This window comes from Mycobacterium sp. ENV421 (assembly GCF_002887815.1).
Lineage (GTDB): Bacteria > Actinomycetota > Actinomycetes > Mycobacteriales > Mycobacteriaceae > Mycobacterium.
Genome location: NZ_PDHO01000016.1, coordinates 1 through 20,520, shown reverse-complemented (window position 1 = coordinate 20,520; position 20,520 = coordinate 1). Strand labels below are relative to the sequence as shown.

At 67.2% G+C, this 20,520-nt stretch carries 19 protein-coding genes; 6 read left to right on the top strand and 13 right to left on the bottom strand.

Annotated elements, in window-relative coordinates:
* Positions 1-459: 459 nt before the first annotated feature.
* Positions 460-4,284 carry a Calx-beta domain-containing protein gene (locus tag CRM90_RS18680; protein WP_233209390.1) on the top strand — a complete coding sequence of 1,275 codons (3,825 nt, stop codon included), beginning with the start codon at positions 460-462 and terminating at the stop codon, positions 4,282-4,284.
* A 32-nt stretch (positions 4,285-4,316) separates the two neighbouring features.
* Here the strand turns inward: CRM90_RS18680 and CRM90_RS18675 are convergent, their stop codons facing one another.
* The 8 genes from CRM90_RS18675 to CRM90_RS18640 all read right to left on the bottom strand — a co-directional run bounded on the left by CRM90_RS18675 (position 4,317) and on the right by CRM90_RS18640 (position 12,838).
* Positions 4,317-5,996 carry a sulfatase-like hydrolase/transferase gene (locus CRM90_RS18675; RefSeq protein ID WP_199189954.1) on the bottom strand — a complete coding sequence of 560 codons (1,680 nt, stop codon included), beginning with the start codon at positions 5,994-5,996 and terminating at the stop codon, positions 4,317-4,319.
* Between the two features lie 46 nt (positions 5,997-6,042).
* On the bottom strand, positions 6,043-7,317 hold the full coding sequence (locus CRM90_RS18670) for a maltokinase N-terminal cap-like domain-containing protein (protein ID WP_102808517.1): 1,275 nt from the start codon (positions 7,315-7,317) through the stop codon (positions 6,043-6,045).
* 96 nt (positions 7,318-7,413) lie between these two features.
* Positions 7,414-8,388, bottom strand: a complete 975-nt coding sequence (locus CRM90_RS18665; protein ID WP_102808516.1) for an NADPH:quinone oxidoreductase family protein — start codon at positions 8,386-8,388, stop codon at positions 7,414-7,416.
* A gap of 7 nt (positions 8,389-8,395) precedes the next feature.
* The gene (locus tag CRM90_RS18660) at positions 8,396-8,881 is read right to left on the bottom strand and encodes a GreA/GreB family elongation factor (protein WP_102808434.1); all 486 of its coding nucleotides are present in this window, start codon (positions 8,879-8,881) and stop codon (positions 8,396-8,398) included.
* A gap of 69 nt (positions 8,882-8,950) precedes the next feature.
* Positions 8,951-10,069 carry an ABC transporter ATP-binding protein gene (locus tag CRM90_RS18655; protein WP_102808433.1) on the bottom strand — a complete coding sequence of 373 codons (1,119 nt, stop codon included), beginning with the start codon at positions 10,067-10,069 and terminating at the stop codon, positions 8,951-8,953.
* Positions 10,066-10,782, bottom strand: a complete 717-nt coding sequence (locus CRM90_RS18650) for an ABC transporter permease (RefSeq protein WP_102808515.1) — start codon at positions 10,780-10,782, stop codon at positions 10,066-10,068. Before CRM90_RS18650 ends, CRM90_RS18655 begins: the two co-directional genes overlap by 4 nt.
* A gap of 65 nt (positions 10,783-10,847) precedes the next feature.
* Complete coding sequence (locus CRM90_RS18645) at positions 10,848-11,711, bottom strand: ABC transporter permease (protein ID WP_102808432.1); 864 nt, start codon at positions 11,709-11,711, stop codon at positions 10,848-10,850.
* An 8-nt stretch (positions 11,712-11,719) separates the two neighbouring features.
* Positions 11,720-12,838: an ABC transporter substrate-binding protein gene (locus tag CRM90_RS18640; protein WP_102808431.1), complete on the bottom strand. Its 1,119-nt coding sequence runs from the start codon at positions 12,836-12,838 to the stop codon at positions 11,720-11,722.
* A gap of 285 nt (positions 12,839-13,123) precedes the next feature.
* On the opposite strand from CRM90_RS18640, the gene CRM90_RS18635 reads away from it, so the two are divergent.
* Positions 13,124-13,930 carry a HugZ family pyridoxamine 5'-phosphate oxidase gene (locus CRM90_RS18635; protein ID WP_102808514.1) on the top strand — a complete coding sequence of 269 codons (807 nt, stop codon included), beginning with the start codon at positions 13,124-13,126 and terminating at the stop codon, positions 13,928-13,930.
* Here the strand turns inward: CRM90_RS18635 and CRM90_RS18630 are convergent.
* The 3 genes from CRM90_RS18630 to CRM90_RS18620 are packed head-to-tail and all read right to left on the bottom strand — an operon-like array spanning position 13,927 to position 15,435.
* The gene (locus CRM90_RS18630; protein WP_502693292.1) at positions 13,927-14,172 is read right to left on the bottom strand and encodes a hypothetical protein; all 246 of its coding nucleotides are present in this window, start codon (positions 14,170-14,172) and stop codon (positions 13,927-13,929) included. The two genes, CRM90_RS18635 and CRM90_RS18630, sit on opposite strands and share 4 nt — an antisense overlap.
* On the bottom strand, positions 14,172-14,378 hold the full coding sequence (locus tag CRM90_RS18625) for a DUF3072 domain-containing protein (protein WP_102808429.1): 207 nt from the start codon (positions 14,376-14,378) through the stop codon (positions 14,172-14,174). The genes CRM90_RS18630 and CRM90_RS18625 overlap by 1 nt, the downstream gene beginning before the upstream one ends.
* Positions 14,379-14,430: 52 nt before the next feature.
* The gene (locus CRM90_RS18620; protein ID WP_502693291.1) at positions 14,431-15,435 is read right to left on the bottom strand and encodes a VWA domain-containing protein; all 1,005 of its coding nucleotides are present in this window, start codon (positions 15,433-15,435) and stop codon (positions 14,431-14,433) included.
* A 93-nt stretch (positions 15,436-15,528) separates the two neighbouring features.
* Here CRM90_RS18620 and CRM90_RS18615 point away from each other — a divergent pair, with 93 nt between their 5' ends.
* Positions 15,529-16,533 (top strand): VWA domain-containing protein, encoded by a 1,005-nt coding sequence (locus tag CRM90_RS18615; protein ID WP_199189947.1) that lies wholly within the window; start codon positions 15,529-15,531, stop codon positions 16,531-16,533.
* Here CRM90_RS18615 and CRM90_RS18610 read toward each other — a convergent pair.
* Positions 16,489-17,892: a cytochrome P450 gene (locus tag CRM90_RS18610; RefSeq protein WP_102808512.1), complete on the bottom strand. Its 1,404-nt coding sequence runs from the start codon at positions 17,890-17,892 to the stop codon at positions 16,489-16,491. The two genes, CRM90_RS18615 and CRM90_RS18610, sit on opposite strands and share 45 nt — an antisense overlap.
* A 159-nt stretch (positions 17,893-18,051) precedes the next feature.
* Between CRM90_RS18610 and CRM90_RS18605 the strand changes: the two genes are divergently transcribed.
* Positions 18,052-18,276: a hypothetical protein gene (locus CRM90_RS18605; protein ID WP_102808427.1), complete on the top strand. Its 225-nt coding sequence runs from the start codon at positions 18,052-18,054 to the stop codon at positions 18,274-18,276.
* A gap of 6 nt (positions 18,277-18,282) precedes the next feature.
* On the opposite strand, the gene CRM90_RS18600 is transcribed toward CRM90_RS18605, so the two are convergent.
* Positions 18,283-18,909, bottom strand: coding sequence for a TetR/AcrR family transcriptional regulator (locus CRM90_RS18600; protein ID WP_102808426.1), 627 nt, complete (start codon positions 18,907-18,909; stop codon positions 18,283-18,285).
* 69 nt (positions 18,910-18,978) lie between these two features.
* Between CRM90_RS18600 and CRM90_RS18595 the strand changes: the two genes are divergently transcribed.
* Positions 18,979-19,782 (top strand): SGNH/GDSL hydrolase family protein, encoded by an 804-nt coding sequence (locus tag CRM90_RS18595; RefSeq protein ID WP_102808425.1) that lies wholly within the window; start codon positions 18,979-18,981, stop codon positions 19,780-19,782.
* A 176-nt stretch (positions 19,783-19,958) separates the two neighbouring features.
* Positions 19,959-20,520: MlaD family protein (locus CRM90_RS18590; protein ID WP_142391399.1), on the top strand; the 562-nt coding region annotated here is incomplete at its 3' end.

Sequence of the window (20,520 nt, the reverse complement as noted above, 5' to 3'; positions counted from 1 at the left end):
GAATTCTCTTGGAGGAAGGGCAGAGCAATGAATGCTGCGGCACATCATGGCGGGGATGCGGCGAAGATCGACAACGACGGTCCGAAGCGGGGACCGCGCCGCCGGGGGCGCAGAGAACCCTACGGCTGGCTGGGTGTGGGGGCGCTGAGTCTGGGTGTCGGGGCCGCTTTGACGACCGGCGCGGGGCTGGCACATGCGGATACCACCGCCGGTGGTGGCTCCTCGTCGCCGAGTAGCGCCACCCGGGACGCCTCGTCGGGCGCGTCGGCCGGCGGCCATACTGCTCGGCGGCAGACGACCAAGCTCAGGGCCGCCGCCTCCGCTTCGTCGGGGTCCAAGCCACCGAGGACCGCCGCTACGCTAACTACCCCATCCACCCCGCGCGCGGCGGTTGGCAACATAACAGAGCCTGACGCCTCATCCGTGCGGGTCGGAACAGTCGAATCAATCAGCAATCCAGTGCCGGCCCCCGCCGAGGCGCTCAGCCGCGCCGTGACGGACCCCGCACCGCCGGTCGCAGCACGAAAACTGGCATTCACGCCGCCGAGTCTGCTGCAGATCCCCCTCTCGCTTCCGTCGCCGGCGCAGGTGCTGCGCTCGCTGGGGATCGCCCCCGTCCTTCCGGCCCTGCCGGTCGGCAATCCGATCAACGATCTGCTTGCCGGCCTGTACCGGCAGACCCAGTCGCTGCTGGCGATGCCCAGGGCCACCGGGAAGGCGGCCGCGCTCACGACGTCGACGCCGACCGCCAGCTATAGCGTGGTCTCCGACTGGGGCTCGGGTCACACCGCCAACATCACCGTCACCGCGGGTGGCGCCGCCGTGAACGGCTGGACGGTCGAATTCGATACTCCCGCCCAGATCACCAACATCTGGAACGGCCAGATCACCAGCCATGTCGGCACCCACTACGTGATCAGCAACATGACCTACAACGGTGCCGTCGCCGCAGGCAAGAGCACCACCTTCGGCTATCAGGCCACCCCCGGCGCCGTCGGCTCGGCGCCGACGAACCTCACGGTCAACGGCGTCGCGGTCAGCACGCCCCCGACCACACCGAGCGTGTCCATCGCCGATGTGACGGTCGCCGAGGGCAACAGCGGCTCGAGCAACGCCACCTTCACCGTCACATTGTCCAAGGCCGCCACCACCCCGGTCACCGTCAACTACTCCACTGTCAGCGGCACCGCCACTGCCGGAGCCGACTTCACCAGCACCACAGGCACTCTCACCTTCACTCCCGGCGTCACGTCGCAGGCCGTCACCGTCAAGGTCGCCGGCGATACGACGGTCGAACCCACCGAAACCTTCACCGTCGCACTGTCCAACCCCTCCGGGGCGACCATCTCTCGTGGCACCGCCACCGGGACCATCACCAACGACGACGTGGCTTCGAACCCGGGCACCAACTCTGTCTCCTACAGCGTGGCCAGTGACTGGGGGTCCGGGCACAACGCGAACATCACGGTGACCGCAGGCCAGAACCTCAACGGCTGGACGGTCGAATTCGATACTCCCGCCCAGATCACCAACATCTGGAACGGCCAGATCACCAGCCATGTCGGCACCCACTACGTGATCAGCAACATGACCTACAACGCCACCGTCGCGGCCGGCCAGAGCACATCGTTCGGCTATCAAGCCACCCCCGGCGCCGTCGGTTCGGCGCCGACCAACCTCACGGTCAACGGCGTCGCGGTCAGCACGCCGCCGACCACCCCCACCATCTCGATCGCCGATGTGACGGTCGCCGAGGGCAACAGCGGCTCGAGCAACGCCACCTTCACCGTCACGCTGTCCAAGGCCGCGACCACGCCCGTCACCGTCGGCTACACCACCGCGAACGGCACCGCCACCGCCGGAGCCGACTTCACCAGCACTACAGGTACTCTCACCTTCGCGGCCGGCGTGACGTCGCAGACCGTCACGGTCAAGATCACCGGCGACACGACGGTCGAGCCCACCGAGACCTTCACCGTCGCACTGTCCAACCCCTCCGGGGCGACCATCTCCCGCGGGACCGCCACCGGCACCATCACCAACGACGACGTGGCGACAACGCCCGGCCTCAGCATCTCCGATGCATCGGCGACGGAACCCGGTTCCACCGGCATGGCGGCAGGATTCCTACACACCTCGGGCAACCAGATCCTGGATTCCCAAGGCAAAACCGTCCAGATCTCGGGCGTTAACTGGTTCGGCGCGGAGGGCTCCAACGGGGTGCCGGACGGTCTGTGGACCCGCAACTACAAAGACATGATCGACCAGATGTCGGCCCAGGGCTTCAACACCATTCGCATCCCGTACTCCAGCGAGATGCTGCATACCTCCGCGGCGCCGTCCGGTATCAACTACAACCTGAACCCGGACCTGCAAGGGCTGTCCCGTATGCAGGTGCTCGATCAGATCATCGCCTACGCCGGCCAAGACGGGATGCGGGTCATCCTCGACCACCACCGCAGCACTGCCGGTGCGGGCACAAGTGAGAACGGGCTCTGGTACAACAGCCAGTACTCCGAAGACCAATGGGTCTCCGACTGGCAGACACTGGCGACCCGCTACAAGGACAATCCGACCGTCATCGGCTTCGATCTTCACAACGAGCCGTACAACGGGACCTGGGGCGGCGGCGGAGTCAACGACTGGGCGCGCGCGGCGGAGCGAGCCGGAAGCGCTGTCCTGCAGGCGAATCCGAACCTGCTGATCTTCGTCGAAGGGGTCGGGACCTATCAGGGCCAAAACTATTGGTGGGGCGGCAATCTGATGGGTGTGAAAGACCGCCCGATCGTGCTCAACGTGCCCAACCAGGTCGTCTACTCACCGCACGACTATCCGAACTCCGTATACGCCCAACCGTGGTTCCAGACCGCCAATTTCGGAGCCGGCCTGCCCGGCGTCTTCCGGAAAGCCTGGGGCTACATCTACGAGGACAACATCGCGCCGATCTACGTCGGCGAGTTCGGCACCAAACTCACCGATCCCAAGGATGCCGTCTGGTTCGAGGCGCTGACGTCCTACCTGTCGGGTGATTTCGACAACAACGGCACGGTTGACATCGCCGCCGGAACCGAAGACATGAGTTGGACGTATTGGTCGTGGAACCCGAATTCCGGTGATACCGGGGGCATCCTGGCCGACGACTGGAAGACGATCAACCAGAACAAGATGGCCTACCTGACGCCCATCGAATTCACCGGGGGAAGTGGCACGTCGGTGGCGTCGTTCGTGGTGACCCTGGCCGCACCGTCGACTCAGAAGGTGACGGTGCAGTACGCAACGTCGAACGGCACCGCCACCGCAGGGCTCGACTACGTCAGCGTCACGGGCACAGTCACTTTCGCGCCAGGCGAAACTCAGAAGGTGATCACCGTTCCGGTGAAGAGCGATTCCCTGACGGAAAGCAGCGAGACGTTCACCGTCATGTTGTCGAATCCCACCGGGGCGACGCTCACCGACGCGACCGGCATGGGAACCATCCTCGATCGTCCGGTGGGCACAACATCCGGGGGCGGCACGCAGACTCCGCCGACCGACCCCGGGATGCCGATGCCCGATCCCCCGGCAAGCGGTCAGTACACCGACATCATGTCGTTCGGCATGTTCCACGGCAGCAGCCACACCGGCATGGACGGGCTCGCGGGCGGCCGAACGGCGATCACGACCGAGGCACTGGTCGCCTACAACGACCAGCGCACGTTCGCCGGCCTGGGCACGGTGGCCCTCGAGGATGTCGGCAACTGGGCGTTCGCCAACAAGCTGACCAACAACGCGCAGGCCTGGAACCAGGACCTGCAGGGCGTCGGACTGTATTACGCCATGCAGGGCGCCAAAGTCGGCTGGATAGCCGACGACAAGTACACCCCGCAGATCGTGGCGGACATCGAACGGACGGCGCGGCTCGGTTCGGCAGCCGATGTGATGGCCATGGTGGCGCAGTACGGCCATACCGGCTTCGCCGAGTACCTGATGGACACCGGTGGTGAGACGGCCTTCATCGACACCCTGAAAATGGAGCCACACTACGGCGGATGGATGCACGATCGGGCGAATGGCCGCCTCGTCCTCGAGGGTTCCGCCACCGCCCACGACGTCAACCATCTGACGGTTCTCAGCCACGATCAGATGCAACCGTTCATGAACGACACCTGGGACTGGCCGCAATGGCCCGCACTGGACGTCTCAGACAAGCGGGTGATCGAGTACTTCCAGAGCATGGTGGCCCTCGGCGATCCGCTCGGCAACAGCCTGAGCGCACTCGACGTTTCGGTGCCGGTGTCGCTCTGAGTCCCCCCGGATCGCTGCCGCCCGTGGATCTGCTAGGCGCCGCGGGCGGCGGCGACCTGTTGGAGGTTGGCCAGCCCCAGCTCCTGCGCCGCGTGTAGCGCCGGCGGCAGCGGCGCCTGCACTTCGGGAAGCACCTCGTTGTCCAGCAATGCCTGCAACGCAGCCTGTTTGGCGTTACGGCCCGCCTGGTTGTCGACCTCGCGCCGGCCCTCCGGGGTGGCGTAGTCGTACAGCTCGTGATCGATCGGGCGCGACGCGTCGATCTGCATGCCGCCGGGCCGCCAGTACGCATAGCTGCCGAACTTGGCGTCGCGGGTACGGACCGCGACGAGGTGACTGGGGGCCGTCGTCGGGATGTGTGTCGGATTATCGTTGACGCCCAGCATCTTTCGCATCCGGTCGGATGTCATCAGGGCGGCCATCTCCTCGACCGATACGTCGTCGGTGACGTGCGCGATCCAGGGCCGGCCGGGCGCGGTGGCATCGGCGGCGATCGCGGCCAGGTCGGCACGGCGCGCCAGGTGCTCGCATCCGGGGTCGGTCCGCCAGCCGTTGCCGCCGTCGGCGATCGTCAACAGCAGCGGCGCGAGATCGACGCTGGAGGTCAACTGATCCCGCGTCTCACCGGGCCTGGGGGTGAGCCGGCCGGACGGGTCGCGGATGTAGAGGGGCACCCTGATGCCCTCTTCGTACATGCTCGCGCCCTTGCCGCGCATTCCGTGCGATCCGGCATACTCACCGTGGTCAGATGTGAACACCACGATCGTATTGCGATCGATGTCGGGGCGCGAAGCCAAAGTCTGTGTCACACGCCCGATCTGGGCATCGACCTGCTGCTGAAGCCATAGGTACATGTCCAGGCCTCGCGCCCACCGCCTGGTCACATCGGGTCCCGTGTAGGGCAGCGCGCCGGTGATCAGCGGGCTCATGAAGTCGATGTAGTCCAGTTGCAGCTGCGGCTTGTTGCGGCGACGGATGTCCTCGGGTGTCTCGAAGTTGGCGGGCAGATCGGTGAATACCCGCGGAACATCCTCGGGCAGTGGGCTTCTCGGCCACCACATGATGTCGTGCGGGTTCACCAACGAGACCGTCGTACACCACGGACCGTCACCCGCGTGCTGGTCGAACCACTCGACGAACTGGTCGGTGATGTGGGGATCCTGGTGCAGGCCCTGGCTCGGCCCGCCATTAGGGGACGGGTAGGTACCACCGGAGAAGCCGTGCACGTCCAGACCGTCGGGGGTGTTGTCCGCCTCGGCACCCAAGTGCCACTTACCCCACCACCAGGTGCGGTAGCCGCGGTCACGCAGCAGCGTGCCCCAGGTCGGGAACTGCGGCGCCAGCGTCGACTCGGTGGCTCCGTCGCCGGTGAACAGACAACCGGTCTGGTGTGAATACAGGCCCGTGGTCATGGCCCCGCGGGCCGGGGTGCACATGTTCGACGCGGTGTAGTGACGGTCGAAAGACACGCTCGCACGGCGCAGCGCGCTCAGGTGGGGCAGGCGGGCGTCCAACGCGGCGGCGTCGGGAAACCATTGCGGGGTGCGCATCTGGTCGACGATCACGACCAGAATGTTGGGCTTGCCGGCGGCGGGGGTCGCGGATCGGGCGCGCTGTTCCCGGGTGATGAGCTCGACCCCGCCGAGGCCGGCCGCCGCGGCTCCGACCGCGGCCACCGTCCCGAGTGCTGTCCTGCGCTTGACTGCCATCAGCCCAACTTACTAGCCGATCTAAGAACCGGCTCGGGCTCGCGGCCGCTCAGCCGACCAGGCGGGCGATCGAACGCATCGGGATGTTCAGCCAGTTGGGCCGGTAACGCGCCTCGTAGCCGGCCTCATAGACCGCCTTGTCCAACTCGTAGGCGGCCAGCACCGCCGCATGATCGCGCGGATCGGTACCGGCTTCGGCGGCGTACCCGTCGCAGAACGACGCGCAGTTACGGTCCACCCAGTCCTTTACCCGCGCCGCCAGCTCCGGGTTTGGGGTCCGGTCGACCATCTGCTGATATGCCGCGTACTCGAACGACCGCAGCATGCCCGCGACGTCGCGCATCGCTGAGTCGGGCCTGCGCCGCTCGTCGACCGGCTGACCCGGCTCACCCTCGAAGTCGATCAGCAGCCAACCGTCCGCCGTGCGCAGCACCTGACCCAGGTGCAGGTCGCCGTGGACGCGCTGAACGACCACCGGCTCTTCGGCGACTTTGGCGTAGCGCTCCTCGATCGCGGCCTGATACTCGGCGAGTTCGGGCACGGCCGACGCGGCCGCGGCCAGCCGCTGGCGCATCACATCGACGGGCAGCCGGTCGGTCGAGGTCCCCAACTCCTGCGCGAGCGTCGCGTGTACGGACGCCACCGCCTTGCCCAACTGGTAGGCCTCACCAGAAAAGCCGTCACCGGCGCCGCCGGCAGTCAGCGCACGGGTGCTCGCGGTGGCCATGTCCCAGCCCTCAGTCGAATTCGCGGCGAAAGCCGTCACCATCCCGAGCGGGCAGGGCTGACCGTCCATGGTGGTGTCGAACGAGCCCAGCAGCCGGGCCACGTGCCGGTTCTCGGCCCGGCCCAACACCCGGTTCAGTTCGATATCGGGGTTGATCCCCGCGGCGACCCGGCGGAACAACTTGAAGATCGCCTGGTCGGCGAACACCACGCTGGTATTGCTCTGCTCGGCCGTCGACACCCGCGGGGTGACCTCGAGCGGCAACGTGACGCCGGGCTCCTTGGTGAACGTGACGTCGCCGATCGTGGTGCCCGAGTCCATCAGTGCCAGCAGGAACTGCGCCGACGACGGGTCGTGCAGGCCGTCGAAGGCGCCGTCGGTGATGATCGCGCCCGCGTTCGATGGCGGAGTCGAATCCCATTGGACCACAACCTGATACCGCTCGGCGGGCCCAGTGGTGTAGGTGACGTCGACCAGCATCAGGTCAAGCTGTGGCCGCAGCGGCACCACGTCGACGGTGTCAGCGGACACCAGGGTGCGGGTGCGACCGGCATACCACCGCTGGGTCGGCAGCCACTCGGTCCAGGGCAGGGTCACCGGTGAGCTCATTGCTTCTCCTCGGACGGGCGCATCTAAGTTCCACTACCCCAGACCCGCCGAGCCCACACCGCGTGAGCCGAACCGTCGCCCGGGTCAATCCCTGACGCGGACCACGACCTTGCCTTTGGCGGTGCGATTCTCCAGCGAGGAGACCGCCGCGGCAGCCTGCTCCAGCGGATACACCTCCGGTTGCGGCGCGGGCAGCGCACCGGAGGTCAGCAGCTCGGCCAGCCCGTCCCACTGCTCGGTCAGCGCCCCGGGGTGCGTCATGGTCCAGGCCCCCCAGCCGACCCCGACGACGTCGATGTTGTTGAGCAGCAGCCGATTTACCTTCACGGTGGGAATCTCACCTCCGGTGAAGCCGACCACCAGCAGCCGCCCGGCCGGCGCCAGCGAGCGCAGCGAATCGGTGAACCGGTCGCCGCCCACCGGATCCATGACGATGTCGACACCCTTGCCGCCGGTCAGCTCGGCGACCGCGTCCTTGAACCCGTCGGCCAGCACGACGTCGGTGGCGCCGGCGGCCCTGGCCACGTCCGCCTTGTCCTCGGTGCTGACCACCGCGATCACCCGGCTGGCGCCGAGCGCGGGCGCGAGCCGCAGCGTGGACGTGCCGATACCGCCGGCCGCGCCGTGGACCAGTACCGACTCGCCCTTGGCCAGCCTGCCGCGCACGGTCAGAGCGAAATACACGGTCAGGTCGTTGAACAGCAGACCCGCGCCGGCCTCGAAGCTGACATTGTCCGGCAGCGGGAACACCCGGTCCGGCGTGAGCACGACGGTCTCGGCCATCGCGCCGGTGATCATCGTCAGACCGACGACCCGATCACCGGCTTTCACGGGGGCGCCGGAGGGGGCGGACCGCACGACACCGGCGACCTCGGCTCCCAGGGTGAAGGGCAGTTCCGGCTTGTACTGATAGAGCCCGCGGGTGAGCAGGGCGTCCGGGAAGGCCACCCCGGCGGCGTGGACGTCGACCAGGATCGCGCCATCATCGGTCGGCTCGTCGATCTCGAGAAGTTGCACCGACTCCGGACCGGCCAGTTCGGTCACCCGTATCGCCCGCATCACACCTCTATCGCTCGTTCGGAATATCGATGGCCAGCAGCTCGACCTGCAGCTCGCCCCGTGGCGTCGAGTAGGTGACGGTCTCACCGGCCCGCCGCCCGAACAACGCTAGACCGAGCGGGCTGTCGGAGGTCAGCGTGGTGTCCTCTTCGCCGGCCGGCGTCTCCTCCAGGAAGTGGATGATCCGCATGCGCACCGGCTCGTCACCCGGGAAGCGCACGGTCACCTCCGTGCCGTTGGGCAGTTGCCCTGGCGCGTCCGCGTTCCCCCCGGCGAGCAGCCAGGTCAACCGGTTGATCTGCTCGTCGATGCCGGCCAGATCCTCCGACCGTTGCAACGCGTCCGCGGCATCGCCGCGGTCGCCCACGGTGTCGGCGTCGCCCTGCAGTTCGGCGCGCATCTGATCGCGGCGGCGACGCAGATCCGCCAACTCCTCGTCGATCCGGTCGCGTTCCTGCGCGGTGAAATTCGGCGTTCCCTCATCCTGACCCATGCCCGACAACGTACCTGCGTGCCTGCCTCGGAGATGCTGGGTTCGGGGACTTTTCGTCCGGCGCGCGGTCTAGCCGGCCGCCGGGATCACCAGCACCTCGGATTGCTCGACGCGCACGGCGACGCGATCGCCCTGGGTCAGCCCGGCCGCATGGGTGCTCGAGCTCTGGGCGACCAGTCGGGTGCCGTCGTCAAAGGTGCAGTGGATCAACGAGATCGGGCCCAGGAATGACACCGAGGCGACAGTGGCCGACCCGTCGCGGGCGGCGTCGATTCGTACCGACTCCGGTCGCACCAGCGCGACGCCGGCACCCGTCGCCACCGAGCCGGCCGCCGCGGGCAGGGTGGTCCCGAGCAGGTGGACCCGCCCGTCGGCCACCTGGACGTCGATCCTGTTGTTCAAGCCCACGAACTCGGCGACGAACGGGGTGGCCGGATGGGCGTAGACGTCGGCGGGCGCGGCGATCTGTTCCAGTCGGCCCTGGTTCATGACGCCGACCCGGTCGGCGACGGCCAGAGCTTCTTCCTGGTCGTGGGTGACGAACAGCGTCGTCGTGCCGACTTCGAGTTGGACCCGCCGGATTTCGTCGCGCAACTGCGCGCGCACCTTCGCATCGAGGGCCGACAGCGGCTCGTCCAGCAGTAACACCCGCGGCTGGATGGCCAGGGCACGCGCCAGCGCCACCCGCTGCTGCTGGCCGCCGGAGAGCTGGCTGGCGTACTTCTGCTTGTGTTCGGACAACCCCACCAGATCGAGCATGTCCGCCGCCCTCGCCGTTCGGTCGGCTTTGTCCTGCCCGCGCAGCTTGAGCCCGAACGCGACGTTGTCGAGAACGGTCAGGTGCGGAAAGAGGCTGTAGGCCTGAAACACCATGCCCATGTCCCGCTTGTTGGGCGGCACACCGGTGATGTCGTCACCGCCGACGGCCACCCGGCCCGCGGTCGGCTCGTCCAGCCCGGCCAGGATCCGCAGCGCGGTGGTCTTGCCGCATCCCGACGGACCGAGCAGGGCGACCATCTCGCCGGGCTCCAAGTGCAGCGTCAGTCCGTCGAGCGCATGGACGGTCCCGCCACCTCCTCTTCCGACGCCCGCCTTTCCGACGGCTCCGCCGACGCCCGCCTTTCCGACGGCTCCGCCGTAAATTCTTGTCACGTCGGTGAAATCGACAGCCACACCGTTGCCGGTCATCGGCTTTCCTTCCCGTCGACGACGTCGGCGTGCCGGTGACGGCGGGTCACCAGCGAGAGGATCAGCAGCAGGAGGAAACCGAACACCAATGTCGCCAGCGACGCCGCCACCGAGGTCGGTCCGTCGCTCTTGCCGATCGCGACGATCACCACCTGCAGGTTCTGGTATCCACTCAACGACGCGATGGTGTACTCGCCCAGCACCACGGCGATGGAGATGAACGCGGCCGACAGAATGCCCGACCAGATGTTGGGCACCACCACCCGCAGGATCGTGGTGGTCCAGCCCGCGCCGAGGGAACGTGCCGCTTCGGCAAGGGTTTTCAGGTCGATCGACGACAGGGCGCCATCAAGGGACCGATACGCGAACGGCAACACGAGGACCACGTAGACGAACGTCAGCGTCAACGCCGACTCCCCGAGGAAGTAGACCACCCACAGGTAGACGTTGCGCAGCCCCACCACGATCACCAAAGCGGGGATGGTCAAGGGCAGCAGGCAGAGGAACTCGATCGGCCGCTTGCCCCACGGCGCACGCAGCCGCACCCAGATCATCGTCGGCACCAGGATCACCAGCATCAGCACAACGGTGAACACCGCCAGCAGTAGCGAGACGATGATCGCCTGATACAGCATCTCGTTCTGTACCAGGTTCTTCCACGCCGCCAGCGTGCGTCCGCCGTGAATGAGGTTGCGGGTACTGAAATCCGCCATCGCATACAGCGGGAACAGGAAGAACACCCCGAACAGTGTCAGCAGCACCGCCCGCCCGACCCGATTCACTGCAGCCACCTCGACGTGCGGCGCACCAGCAGGTTGTAGGCGACCATGACCACGGCGACCACGACAACCATCTCGAGCGCCAGCGCGTAGGCGAACCCGGACTGTCCGAGCACCACCTCCGACGTCAGGGCCGAGCGGATGAGCAGCGGCAGGATCGGGCTGCCCTGACTGACCAATGCCGCGGCGGTGGCGTAGGCGGCAAACGCGTTGGCGAACAACAACAACGCGGACCCGAGGAACGCCGGTGTCAGCAGCGGAAAGCCCACCTCTCGCCAGTAGGCCCACCGGGAGGCGCCCAGGCTGACCGCCGCCTCGCGCCACTCCGCTCGCAAGCCCTCAAGCGCCGGGGTGAAGACGATCACCATCAGCGGGATCTGAAAGTAGGTGTACACCAGGATCAGTCCGCGCAACGAGTACAACCACCCGTCGCCGGCCAGGTTGAACCCGAACCGGTCGAACACCCAGACGGTCAGCACACCGTTGAGGCCGATCGTCGCCAGGAACGCGAATGCCAATGCCACGCCACCGAATTGGGCGAGCACACTGCACAGCGACAGCACCACCCGACGCATCGGTGACGTCGGCGAACTGGTGACCACCAGCCACGCCAGCACCGCACCCACAACCGCTCCGATCGCGGCGGTGACCGTCGAGAGCAGCACGCTCTTACCGAGCGCGGCCACCGCGGTGCCGGAGAACAGCAATCCGATTCGCTGTAGCGAGAACACCCCGTCCAGGTAGAACGCGGACACGATCACCGTCACGGTCGGGATGATCAGGAAGACCGTGACGAACACTGCGAACGGCACCAAGGGCAGTGCTTGCCGGAGACGTTCGGCCGGCGACTGATGGCGGAGCACGCGCGGTGTCAGCCCATCGCTTTGGCCCAGTTGTCGGCCAGGTATCGGGTCGCGGCGTCGGTCTGGGCCTGGGTCATGATGACGGGCTTACCGCTGATCGGGGGCAGCTTTTCGTAGGCGGCGGTGTCGATGGTGCCGGCCTTGACCATCGCGTCGGCCCGCACCGGTCGCGCGCCGCCGGCCAGGTACAGGTTCTGGCCCTCGTCGCTGAACAGGAACTCCTGCCACAACCTTGCGGCCGCCGGATGCGGGGCATCTTTGTTGATCGCCTGGAAGTAGTACCCGCCCAGCACCGCGTCCTGCGGCACGAACACCTTCCAGCTGGGCAGTTTCTTGGTTTCCGCGGCGTTCAGGTAGTCCCAGTCGATGACGATGGGCGTCTGGCCGGACTCGATGGTGGCCGGCGTCGGGTCGACCGGCAGGAAGTTGCCGGCCTGCTTCAGCTTGGCGAAGAAGTCGACGCCGGGCGCGACATTGTCGGCCGAGCCGCCCTGCGACAGGGCCACCATCGCCACACCGGAAAAGGCGGCGCCGGCCTGGGTCGGGTCGCCGTTGAGTGCCACCTTGCCCTTGTAGTCCGGCTTCAGCAGATCGTTGACGGAGCTCAGGTCGGGGACCTTGGCAGAGTCGTAGCCGATCGACATGTAACCGCCGTAGTCGTTGACCAGCGAGCCGTCAGCCGCCTTCATATCGGCCGGGATGCTGTCGAAGGTCGCCACCTTGTACGGCGCGAACATCGCCTTGTTGGCCAATGCCACCGACTGACCGAGGTCGAAGACGTCCGGTGCGGTGCTGCGGCCCTTCTGCTGATTGGCGGCGTTGATCTCGTCCTGGCTGGCGGCGTCCGGCTGAGCCGAGTTCACCTTGATGCCGTACTTGTCGCCGAACGCCTTGATGATGGCGCCGTAGTTGGCCCAGTCCGGCGGCAGGGCGATCACATTGAGCTCGCCCTCCTTCTTGGCCGCCGAGATCAGCCCGTCCATGCCGCCGAAATCGGCCATCGACGTGGCCTGGCCTGCGGCGGTGCCGTCACCGCCGCCGCCGCTCTTCTTCTCCGGTGGTGCGCAGGCGACACCGGCGACCACGACAGCGGCCGCGACAACAGCGATCAGACGTACGTTCCTCATGACCGAACCTTCTTATGACTTCGAAGCGATGCGGTGGCGCCGCGGTGTCCGCGGTGTTTCGTGACGGTGAACGGGATCGTCACGACGATCTGACACTACCTGCAGGAGCGCGCGGGTTTCGCCGCAATTCGCGGTTTTCGTTCTTGCGGTTCTTGCCGCCGACACCGTCGCGCAACATCGGATTCGATGATGTCGCTTGCGATCTCATCGTCGGCAGCACCACGCAGGATGGACCGGATCAGAATCGGGTCTCTCGCCGGACGGTGGGCGCGGTATCGTGCCGACGTGGCATCACGCGATCATGGCGACCCGGGCGACGCCCCTTCGGTTCCGCCGCCGCTGACCGCCGTCGTCGGCGCGACCCGGCCCTCGGCGGCCGAGGAGGCCCGCAGTATTGCGGCGTCGACCAATACCGCGACGCTGGCCTCCCTGACCGCCACCGGCGATCCATGGGCCTCGTTCGTCACCTACGGGCTTCTCGGCGGTCAGCCGGTGCTGTGCGTGTCGAACATGGCCGAGCACGGCCGCAATCTCGCCGGCGATCCGCGCGCCAGTCTTGCCGTCGTCGCGCCCACCACGGAGACCGACCCGCTGGCCAGCGGACGGATCACGCTGGCCGGCGTCGTGGAACGCCCGACCGGTGACGAAGCCCGCGCTGCCCGTGACGCGCATCTGGCCGCCGTCGCGGCGGCGAAGTACTACGTCGACTACTCCGACTTCACGCTCTGGGTGCTGCGCGTGCACCGCGTGCGCTGGGTGGGCGGTTACGGCCGGATGGATTCGGCGACCGCCGAGGACTACGCGGCGGCCGCCGCCGACCCGGTTCGACCGCAGGCCGCCGGCGCCATCACCCACCTCAACGCCGATCACGCCGAGTCACTGGTGGCGATGGCGCGCGCACTCGGCGGCTATCCGGACACCACGGCCGCGGTGTGCACCGGCGTCGACCGCTACGGGCTCGACCTGCGGGTCGACACGCCGCGTGGCACCGGATACACCCGGGTCGGATTCGGTGCACCGTTGTCCTCCGCCGACGAATTGCGTTCGGCCTCGGTCGAATTGGTGAAACGCGCCCGCGGCGCGGAAAGCTAGCCGCCCAGTTCGGCGATCGCGGTCTCCAGGGCCGCGGCCTGCTCGGACAGTTCACGATCCGAGAGTTTTTCGCCGCCGGCCTGCTCGACCAGTTCCGCGCGGGTGATCACCTGCAGCGCCCCGCGGTAGTCGTCGGTGTCCAAAGCAGCCGGGCCGACGACCTCGGTGCGGCCTTCGATGAGCACCAGCACCGCGTCGGGGTCGCCGTCGAGAAGCCGGCGCACGTCATCGGCAGTGATCATCAGGCACCTCGTCCGGTCTTCGTCTGCAGTTCGTCGATCATCTCCGAGGCCTGTGCCTTGGTCAGCTGCTCGGGCACCTCGACGCCGGCCTCCTGGGCCAGGGTGCTCAGATAACTGCGTTGTGGACCGGTCATCGGCTCATCGCCGGTCACCCATTCCGATTGATCCTTGGCGGGGTTCTCCCGGGGCGCGGTGTCGTCGCTCATGCGGCTGGACCTCCTCTGCTGTCGCGGTAGCTATGCCCACCCGAGCGGACATCTACGCGGGCAGATTCCGGTTGACTGCCAGCGCGAGGAACGCCGCGACGGTCAGCAGAACCACCGCCAGCCGCAGCCATCCGGTGGTCGCGGGCGCGCTGATCGTCTGGTACCCGACCTGTTGCAGGACCGCCCCGTAGCTCTTGTTCAGCTCGTCGATATTGGTGGCGGTGTAGTTCTGCCCGCCCGACAGTTCGGCGATCCGCTTCATCTGGGTGCCGTCCGACGGCACCGGGATGGTGTCCTCCTTGAGCGTCACCACCCCGTCCCGGGTGCCGAACGTGATCGTCGAGACCGGCACCCCCTGGTCCTTGGCGGCCCGTGCGGCGGTGAAGTCCCCACGCGGATTGTCCGGATTGGCGGGTTTGTTCTCGCCGCCGTCGGACAGCAGCACGATGCGCGCCGGTGGTGGCGTCGCATCGCCCGCGCTGAGCACGGTGCTCACGGTCTGAATCGCCTCCAGCGAGGTGAACAGCGCCTCACCGGTGGCGGTCGAGTTGTCCGGCTGCAACTTGTCCAAGGCGGTGACGGTGGCCGCGTGATCGGGGGTCGGCGACACCAGCAGATTCACGTTGCCGCCGAACGACACCAAGCCCAGGTTCACCCCGGGGGTCAGCTGCTGGGCGAAGGTCTTGGCCGCGTCTTGCGCGGCCCGTAGACGGGTCGGGGCAACATCTTTGGCCTGCATCGACTGTGAGACGTCGATGACCAGCATCACGACAGCCCGATTGCGAGGGATGCGGGCCTCATGGGTGGGCCCGGCAAGCGCGACGATGAGCAGCAGTAGTGCGCCGAGCGACAGCGCAATAGGCAAGTGCCGCAGGCGATGTGGCCGCTTCGGCGTCAGCCGCTGCAGCGCTGCCGCGTCGCCGAACTGCCGCAGGCGCCGCCGTCGCTGGAGCTGCCCGAGGACGTACAGGACCAGCAGCAGTGCGGGTATCACGGCCAGCACCAGCAGGCCGGGATGCGCCAGCCCGCTCAGGGGCAACGAACCGATACCGGGCAACAACCCACTCCTGTCATCACTGTCGGCAGCCCCAAGAAACTGTGGCTAACGTGTCCTTTGTACCGGGGTTAGTTGAGAGGTGGTCCCGCCGGCGTGGATGCTGTGAAATCGCTGTCACTTTCGGGCTTCACAACCCCGTGGTTGTTCTGCTATCTCGTCGTCGTCCTCGCCGCCGTGGCCGCCTACCTGCTGGTTCAGCGAAGCCGACGGCGGCGGGTGCTGCGCTTTGCGAACATGGCGCTGCTGGAGCAGGTTGCCGCCGGCCAGAAGCCGCGCAGGTGCCGGCATCTGCCCGCGGCCCTGCTGGTGGCCGCCCTGGCGTTGCTCACCACCGCGATGGCCGGGCCCACCCATGACGTGCGGATCCCCCGCAACCGGGCCGTCGTCATGCTCGTCATCGATGTCTCGGAATCCATGTCGGCCACCGATGTCGCCCCCAGCCGAATCGAGGCGGCCCGCGAGGCCGGCAAGCATTTCGCCGACATGCTCACCCCGGGCATCAATCTCGGGCTGGTGAAGTTCTCGTCAGGGGCCACGCTGCTGGTCGCGCCGACGATCGACCGGCAGCAGGTCAAGCAGGCGATCGACAAGCTGGTTCCCGAACCGCGCACCGCAACGGGCGAGGGTATTTTCACTGCGCTGCAAGCGATTGCGACCACCGGTGCGGTGATGGGCGGTGGTGACGGACCGCCACCGGCCCGCATCGTGCTGGAGTCCGACGGCAAGGAGACGGTCCCGCCGAACCTGGACTCTCCGCGTGGAGCATTCACCGCCGCGCAGGCCGCCAAAGAGCAGGGGGTACCGATCTCGACGATCTCGTTCGGCACGCCGAACGGTGTGGTCCAGGTCGACGGTCAATCGATTCCGGTTCCGACCGATGACGCCTCGCTGGCCAGGATCGCCGATCTCAGTGGCGGCCAAGCCTTCCGTGCCGCCAGCCTCGGCGAACTGAACCAGGTGTACTCGACCCTGGACGAGCAGATCGGGTACCAGGTGGTGCACGGTGACGCCAGTGCAGGCTGGGTTGCACTGGGCGCCCTGGCACTGACGTTGTCAGTCGGTGCGGGCATTCTGCTGAATCGCCGGCTCCCCGCCTGACGCAATTCCCAGCAGACTCCCAGACGCCGCCCAGTCCGGCGGCGTCCCGGCATCGGACCGCCGGTGGACGATCGCGCGGCCACCGTCGGCCGGGGCGTTGGCGATCCCCCGCGAGTGGTACGCCTCCCCCGGTGCGGTGGTGGGAACGAAAGTGAACTCGCGCAATAGGGTTCGCAGGGTGACGTTCATCTCCATGCTGGCGAACGCGGCGCCGATGCACCGGCGGATCCCGCCGCCGAACGGGATCCAGGCGTAGTTGTCCGGCGGGCTGCCGACGAACCGGTCCGGGTCGAACGCCGACGGTCCGGTGAATCGGTCCGGGTTGGCGTGCGCCATCGGGATGCTGACGATGACCACATGACCTTCGGGAATCACCCACTCCCCGAGGCGGATTCGCTGTAACGCCCGTCGCGATGTGCCGTCGATGACGGGCCGCAGCCGCTGTACCTCCCAGATCGTGGCCTGCTGCAATTCCGAGCCGCCGGCGTCGGCTTCCGCGGTGAGGCGCGCCAGCAGCTGCGGATGCCGGCGTACCCGCTCGACCAGCCAGGCAAGGGTGGTCGCAGTGGTCTCGTGCCCGGCGGTCAGCAGGGTCAACAGCTCGTCGGCGATGTGCCGGTCCGGGATCGCCGTGCCGTCCTCGTAACGCGCCCGCAGCATCAGCGACAAGACGTCCGGGCGCTCGTCGAACGCCGGGTCGCGACGGGCGTCGGCGATCAGCGAGTCGACGATCTCGTCGTAGCGCCGTCGGTGCCGACCGATGGCGCCGCCGGGACTGCGGGGGCCGAAGTCACGCCGAAAGATCCTCGGCAGCAATGCGAGCCGCGATCCGACGGCCACCAGGCGGGGCAGCTGCTCGCGTAGTTCGTCGAACGCACCCTCGGCCCCGAATACCGCGCGCAGGATGGCGTTGAGCGTGATCCGCATCATCGACGGCAGCGTGTCGAATTCGACGCCCTCGGGCCAGTTCGCGACCTCGCGCAGTACTTCTTCTTCGATGATGGCCTCGTAGCTGTGCATGCGCTTGCCGTGGAACGGCGGCACCAGAAGTTTGCGTCGCTCGCGGTGTTCCTCGCCGTCCAGGCTGAAGGTCGAGCCCGGGCCCAACACCTCGCCGAGATTGGTGGCCCGCCCCACCAGATCGCTGCCGGTGGTGAACAGGTCTTTGATCAGGGCGGGGTCGCTGATCAACACGGTTCTGCCGAATATCGGCAGGTTCAGGGTGACCGCCGACCCGTATCGCCTGGCGAGGTCGCCCACCACGGCCCGGCGTGCGGTGAGGAAGCGAATTCCCTGCAGCAGCCGTGGGGCGTTCGGGCCGGGCGGGAGTCGGATCGGATCGGTCGTCGCGTGCGCCATGGTTCCCATCCTCCGCTTCGGTACGTCGCTGTACCGGCCACGGTACGCCGATGTACCGGGCGACACAACGGCAGCCGGCCGGGGTCCTCCCCGTACTGTTGACCCCCGGGGCGCGCGTATCGCCGCCCCAAGAGGAGCGCCCAAGAGGAGTAGTCACTGATGTCTGGCACGGACGAGCGGCTGGCCATTTCCGAGGCCGGCGAAGACAAGGGCTGGCAGCGTCGCGAAAGCGGGCGCGTCGACGTCTACCTGCGTGACCGGTACCGGGTCCGAGTGATCTGGCAGGGCAATGACGTCATCAGCGGCGCGTCGTTCTTCGACGACGAGATGTACGAGGCCTATACCCGCGACCTGGCCAAAGTTCGCGCCTGGCTCAAGAAGTAGCCCGGCTCAACCGCCGCGATGAGGGCCGAGTAGGGCGATGGCCGCGGCTACCGCCTCGTCGGTGATGTCCGTCATCCGGCCGCCGCTCTCGACGGTGACCGCGGTCAGTTCCCGCAATCCGCCGATCAGCATGATCGCCCGCTGACGGGACACCATCGGGATGCCGGCGGCCCGCAGTTCCTCGGTGTCGGACAGCGTCCGGACCATCACGATGAACGACTCGGTGACTTCCCGCTGCAGCGTCCTGGCGGCCATGCCGAGCGCCGGGACGTCACGGATCCAACTCAGCATCACCGCCGGTTCCGATTCGGCATTGGCCACCCAGGCCTCGACGGCCTGCCTGATCTGCGCTTCCCAGGGCGCTGCCGGGTCAACCGCCGCCGAGATGGTCTCCACAGCCCGCCGATTCGTATCGGCGAGCAGCGCAACCAAGCACGCTTCCCGGTCGGTGAAGTACTCGTAGAAGGTCCGTCGTGAGGTCCGCGCGCGGCGCACGATGTCGGCGACGGTGGTCGCCGAGTATCCGACGTCGGTGATCGAGGCGGCCAGCGCGTCGATCAGTCGCTGGCGAGGTGTCGACGGAGCGGGATCTGACTGCGGTGCCGTGGATTCGACCGACGCAGACGACTTCACCTTCTGTACACCCCACCTTCCATTCGCCTGCCGATCGTACTGCGGTGTGCGACGCTAAAGTCGAAGTTCATGTCCGACATCGGCTTCTCTCGCTATGTCGCGATCGGCGACAGTCAGACCGAAGGTCTCTGGGACGGCGACGACACCCATGGACTGATCGGGTTCGCCGACCGGCTCGCCACCACCCTGGACAGCTGCCACCCCGGGTTGCTCTACGCCAATCTCGCGATCCGGGGCAAACGGGTGATCGACGTGCTGGAAGATCAGCTCCCCCGAGCGCTGGCGATGGACCCCGATCTGGTCACCGTCTGCATCGGGATGAACGACGTCACGCGGCCCGGCCGCACGTTCACCAGGGCAATGGGCGATCTCGACACCGTCTACCGACAGCTGGCGGAGTCCGGCGCGACGGTGGTGACCACGACATTCCCCGACGTCGCGAAGATGCTGCCGGTGGGCCGGTTGATCGGAGCGCGCATCCGCGAGGTCAATTCGGTCATCCGTCAGGCCGCCGATCGGCACGGGTTCGGCCTGGTCGATCTCTACAACGCCGAGTCGATGAACGAGACGTCGAACTGGAGTCACGACCGCATGCACGCCTCGACCCGGGGCCACATCTTGTTTGCCGAGGCGGCCGCCGAAGCGCTGAAACTGCCCGGTAGTAACCATGATTGGGCGCAGCCCAGCGGTGAGGAGATCCAAGACGGCTTCTGGCAGCGGATGTACGCGCAAGGCCAGTGGACCCGCGGCCTGCTGATCCCGTGGCTGTGGCGGCACGCGCGTGGCCGGTCCTCCGGTGACGGCAGAGATCCGAAATACGGTGTCCTGCAGCCTGTTTCCCAGCTCGTGCCGCAGGCCCATCACACCGCCTGAACTCACCGTGTGAGCCACGTCACGCAGGGCCCAGCGCCTGGAGTTCATCACTGATATCGATTGGTCCGAAAACCCCGACGTCAGCGGCCTGCGTGGGATAGTGACAGGGCAACGAATGGCGATCTGCGGGTGAACCGCAGTCGGTGGAGGGGACCCCGAGATGGGTAGGCGCGGACATGGCTGACCGCGGTGGTGACGCGCCGGGGTGGCTCGAGTCGCGTGCCAGACACTGGCAGTTCTCGCCCCCGCTGAAGACCGCCTTCGCGGTGACCGCCATCCTGCTCACCGTCATCGTGGTGGTCGTCTACATGCAGTTTCGTGGTGACTTCACACCCAAGACCGAGCTGACCCTCATTTCGCAGCGAGCCGGCCTGGTGATGGACCCGGGGTCGAAAGTGACCTACAACGGCGTCGAGATCGGTCGCGTCACCGGCGTCGACGCCGTCGAGCGCGACGGCACCACCAAGGCCAAGCTGTCACTGAACGTCAACCCGAAGTACGTCCCATTGATCCCGGCCAACGCCATCGCCGAGGTCAAGGCCAGCACCGTCTTCGGCAACAAGTACGTGTCCTTCCGCAGCCCGCCCGATCCGTCCAAGCAGCGGATCTCCAGCGGCGACGTGATCGACGTGTCCCACGTGACGACGGAGTTCAACACGCTGTTCGAGACGCTCACCTCGATCTCGGAGAAGGTGGATCCGGTCAAGCTGAACTTGACGCTCAGCGCGGCCGCCGAGG

Coding starts and splice junctions, on each gene's coding strand:
- CRM90_RS18595 (WP_102808425.1), top strand. CDS start 18,979: ATGTCCGACATCGGCTTCTCTCGCTATGTCGCGATCGGCGACAGTCAG.
- CRM90_RS18665 (WP_102808516.1), bottom strand. CDS start 8,388: ATGCGGGCGATACGGGTGACCGAACTGGCCGGTCCGGAGTCGGTGCAA.
- CRM90_RS18640 (WP_102808431.1), bottom strand. CDS start 12,838: ATGAGGAACGTACGTCTGATCGCTGTTGTCGCGGCCGCTGTCGTGGTC.
- CRM90_RS18660 (WP_102808434.1), bottom strand. CDS start 8,881: ATGGGTCAGGATGAGGGAACGCCGAATTTCACCGCGCAGGAACGCGAC.
- CRM90_RS18655 (WP_102808433.1), bottom strand. CDS start 10,069: ATGACCGGCAACGGTGTGGCTGTCGATTTCACCGACGTGACAAGAATT.
- CRM90_RS18650 (WP_102808515.1), bottom strand. CDS start 10,782: ATGGCGGATTTCAGTACCCGCAACCTCATTCACGGCGGACGCACGCTG.
- CRM90_RS18625 (WP_102808429.1), bottom strand. CDS start 14,378: ATGAGCGACGACACCGCGCCCCGGGAGAACCCCGCCAAGGATCAATCG.
- CRM90_RS18605 (WP_102808427.1), top strand. CDS start 18,052: ATGTCTGGCACGGACGAGCGGCTGGCCATTTCCGAGGCCGGCGAAGAC.
- CRM90_RS18630 (WP_502693292.1), bottom strand. CDS start 14,172: ATGATCACTGCCGATGACGTGCGCCGGCTTCTCGACGGCGACCCCGAC.
- CRM90_RS18610 (WP_102808512.1), bottom strand. CDS start 17,892: ATGGCGCACGCGACGACCGATCCGATCCGACTCCCGCCCGGCCCGAAC.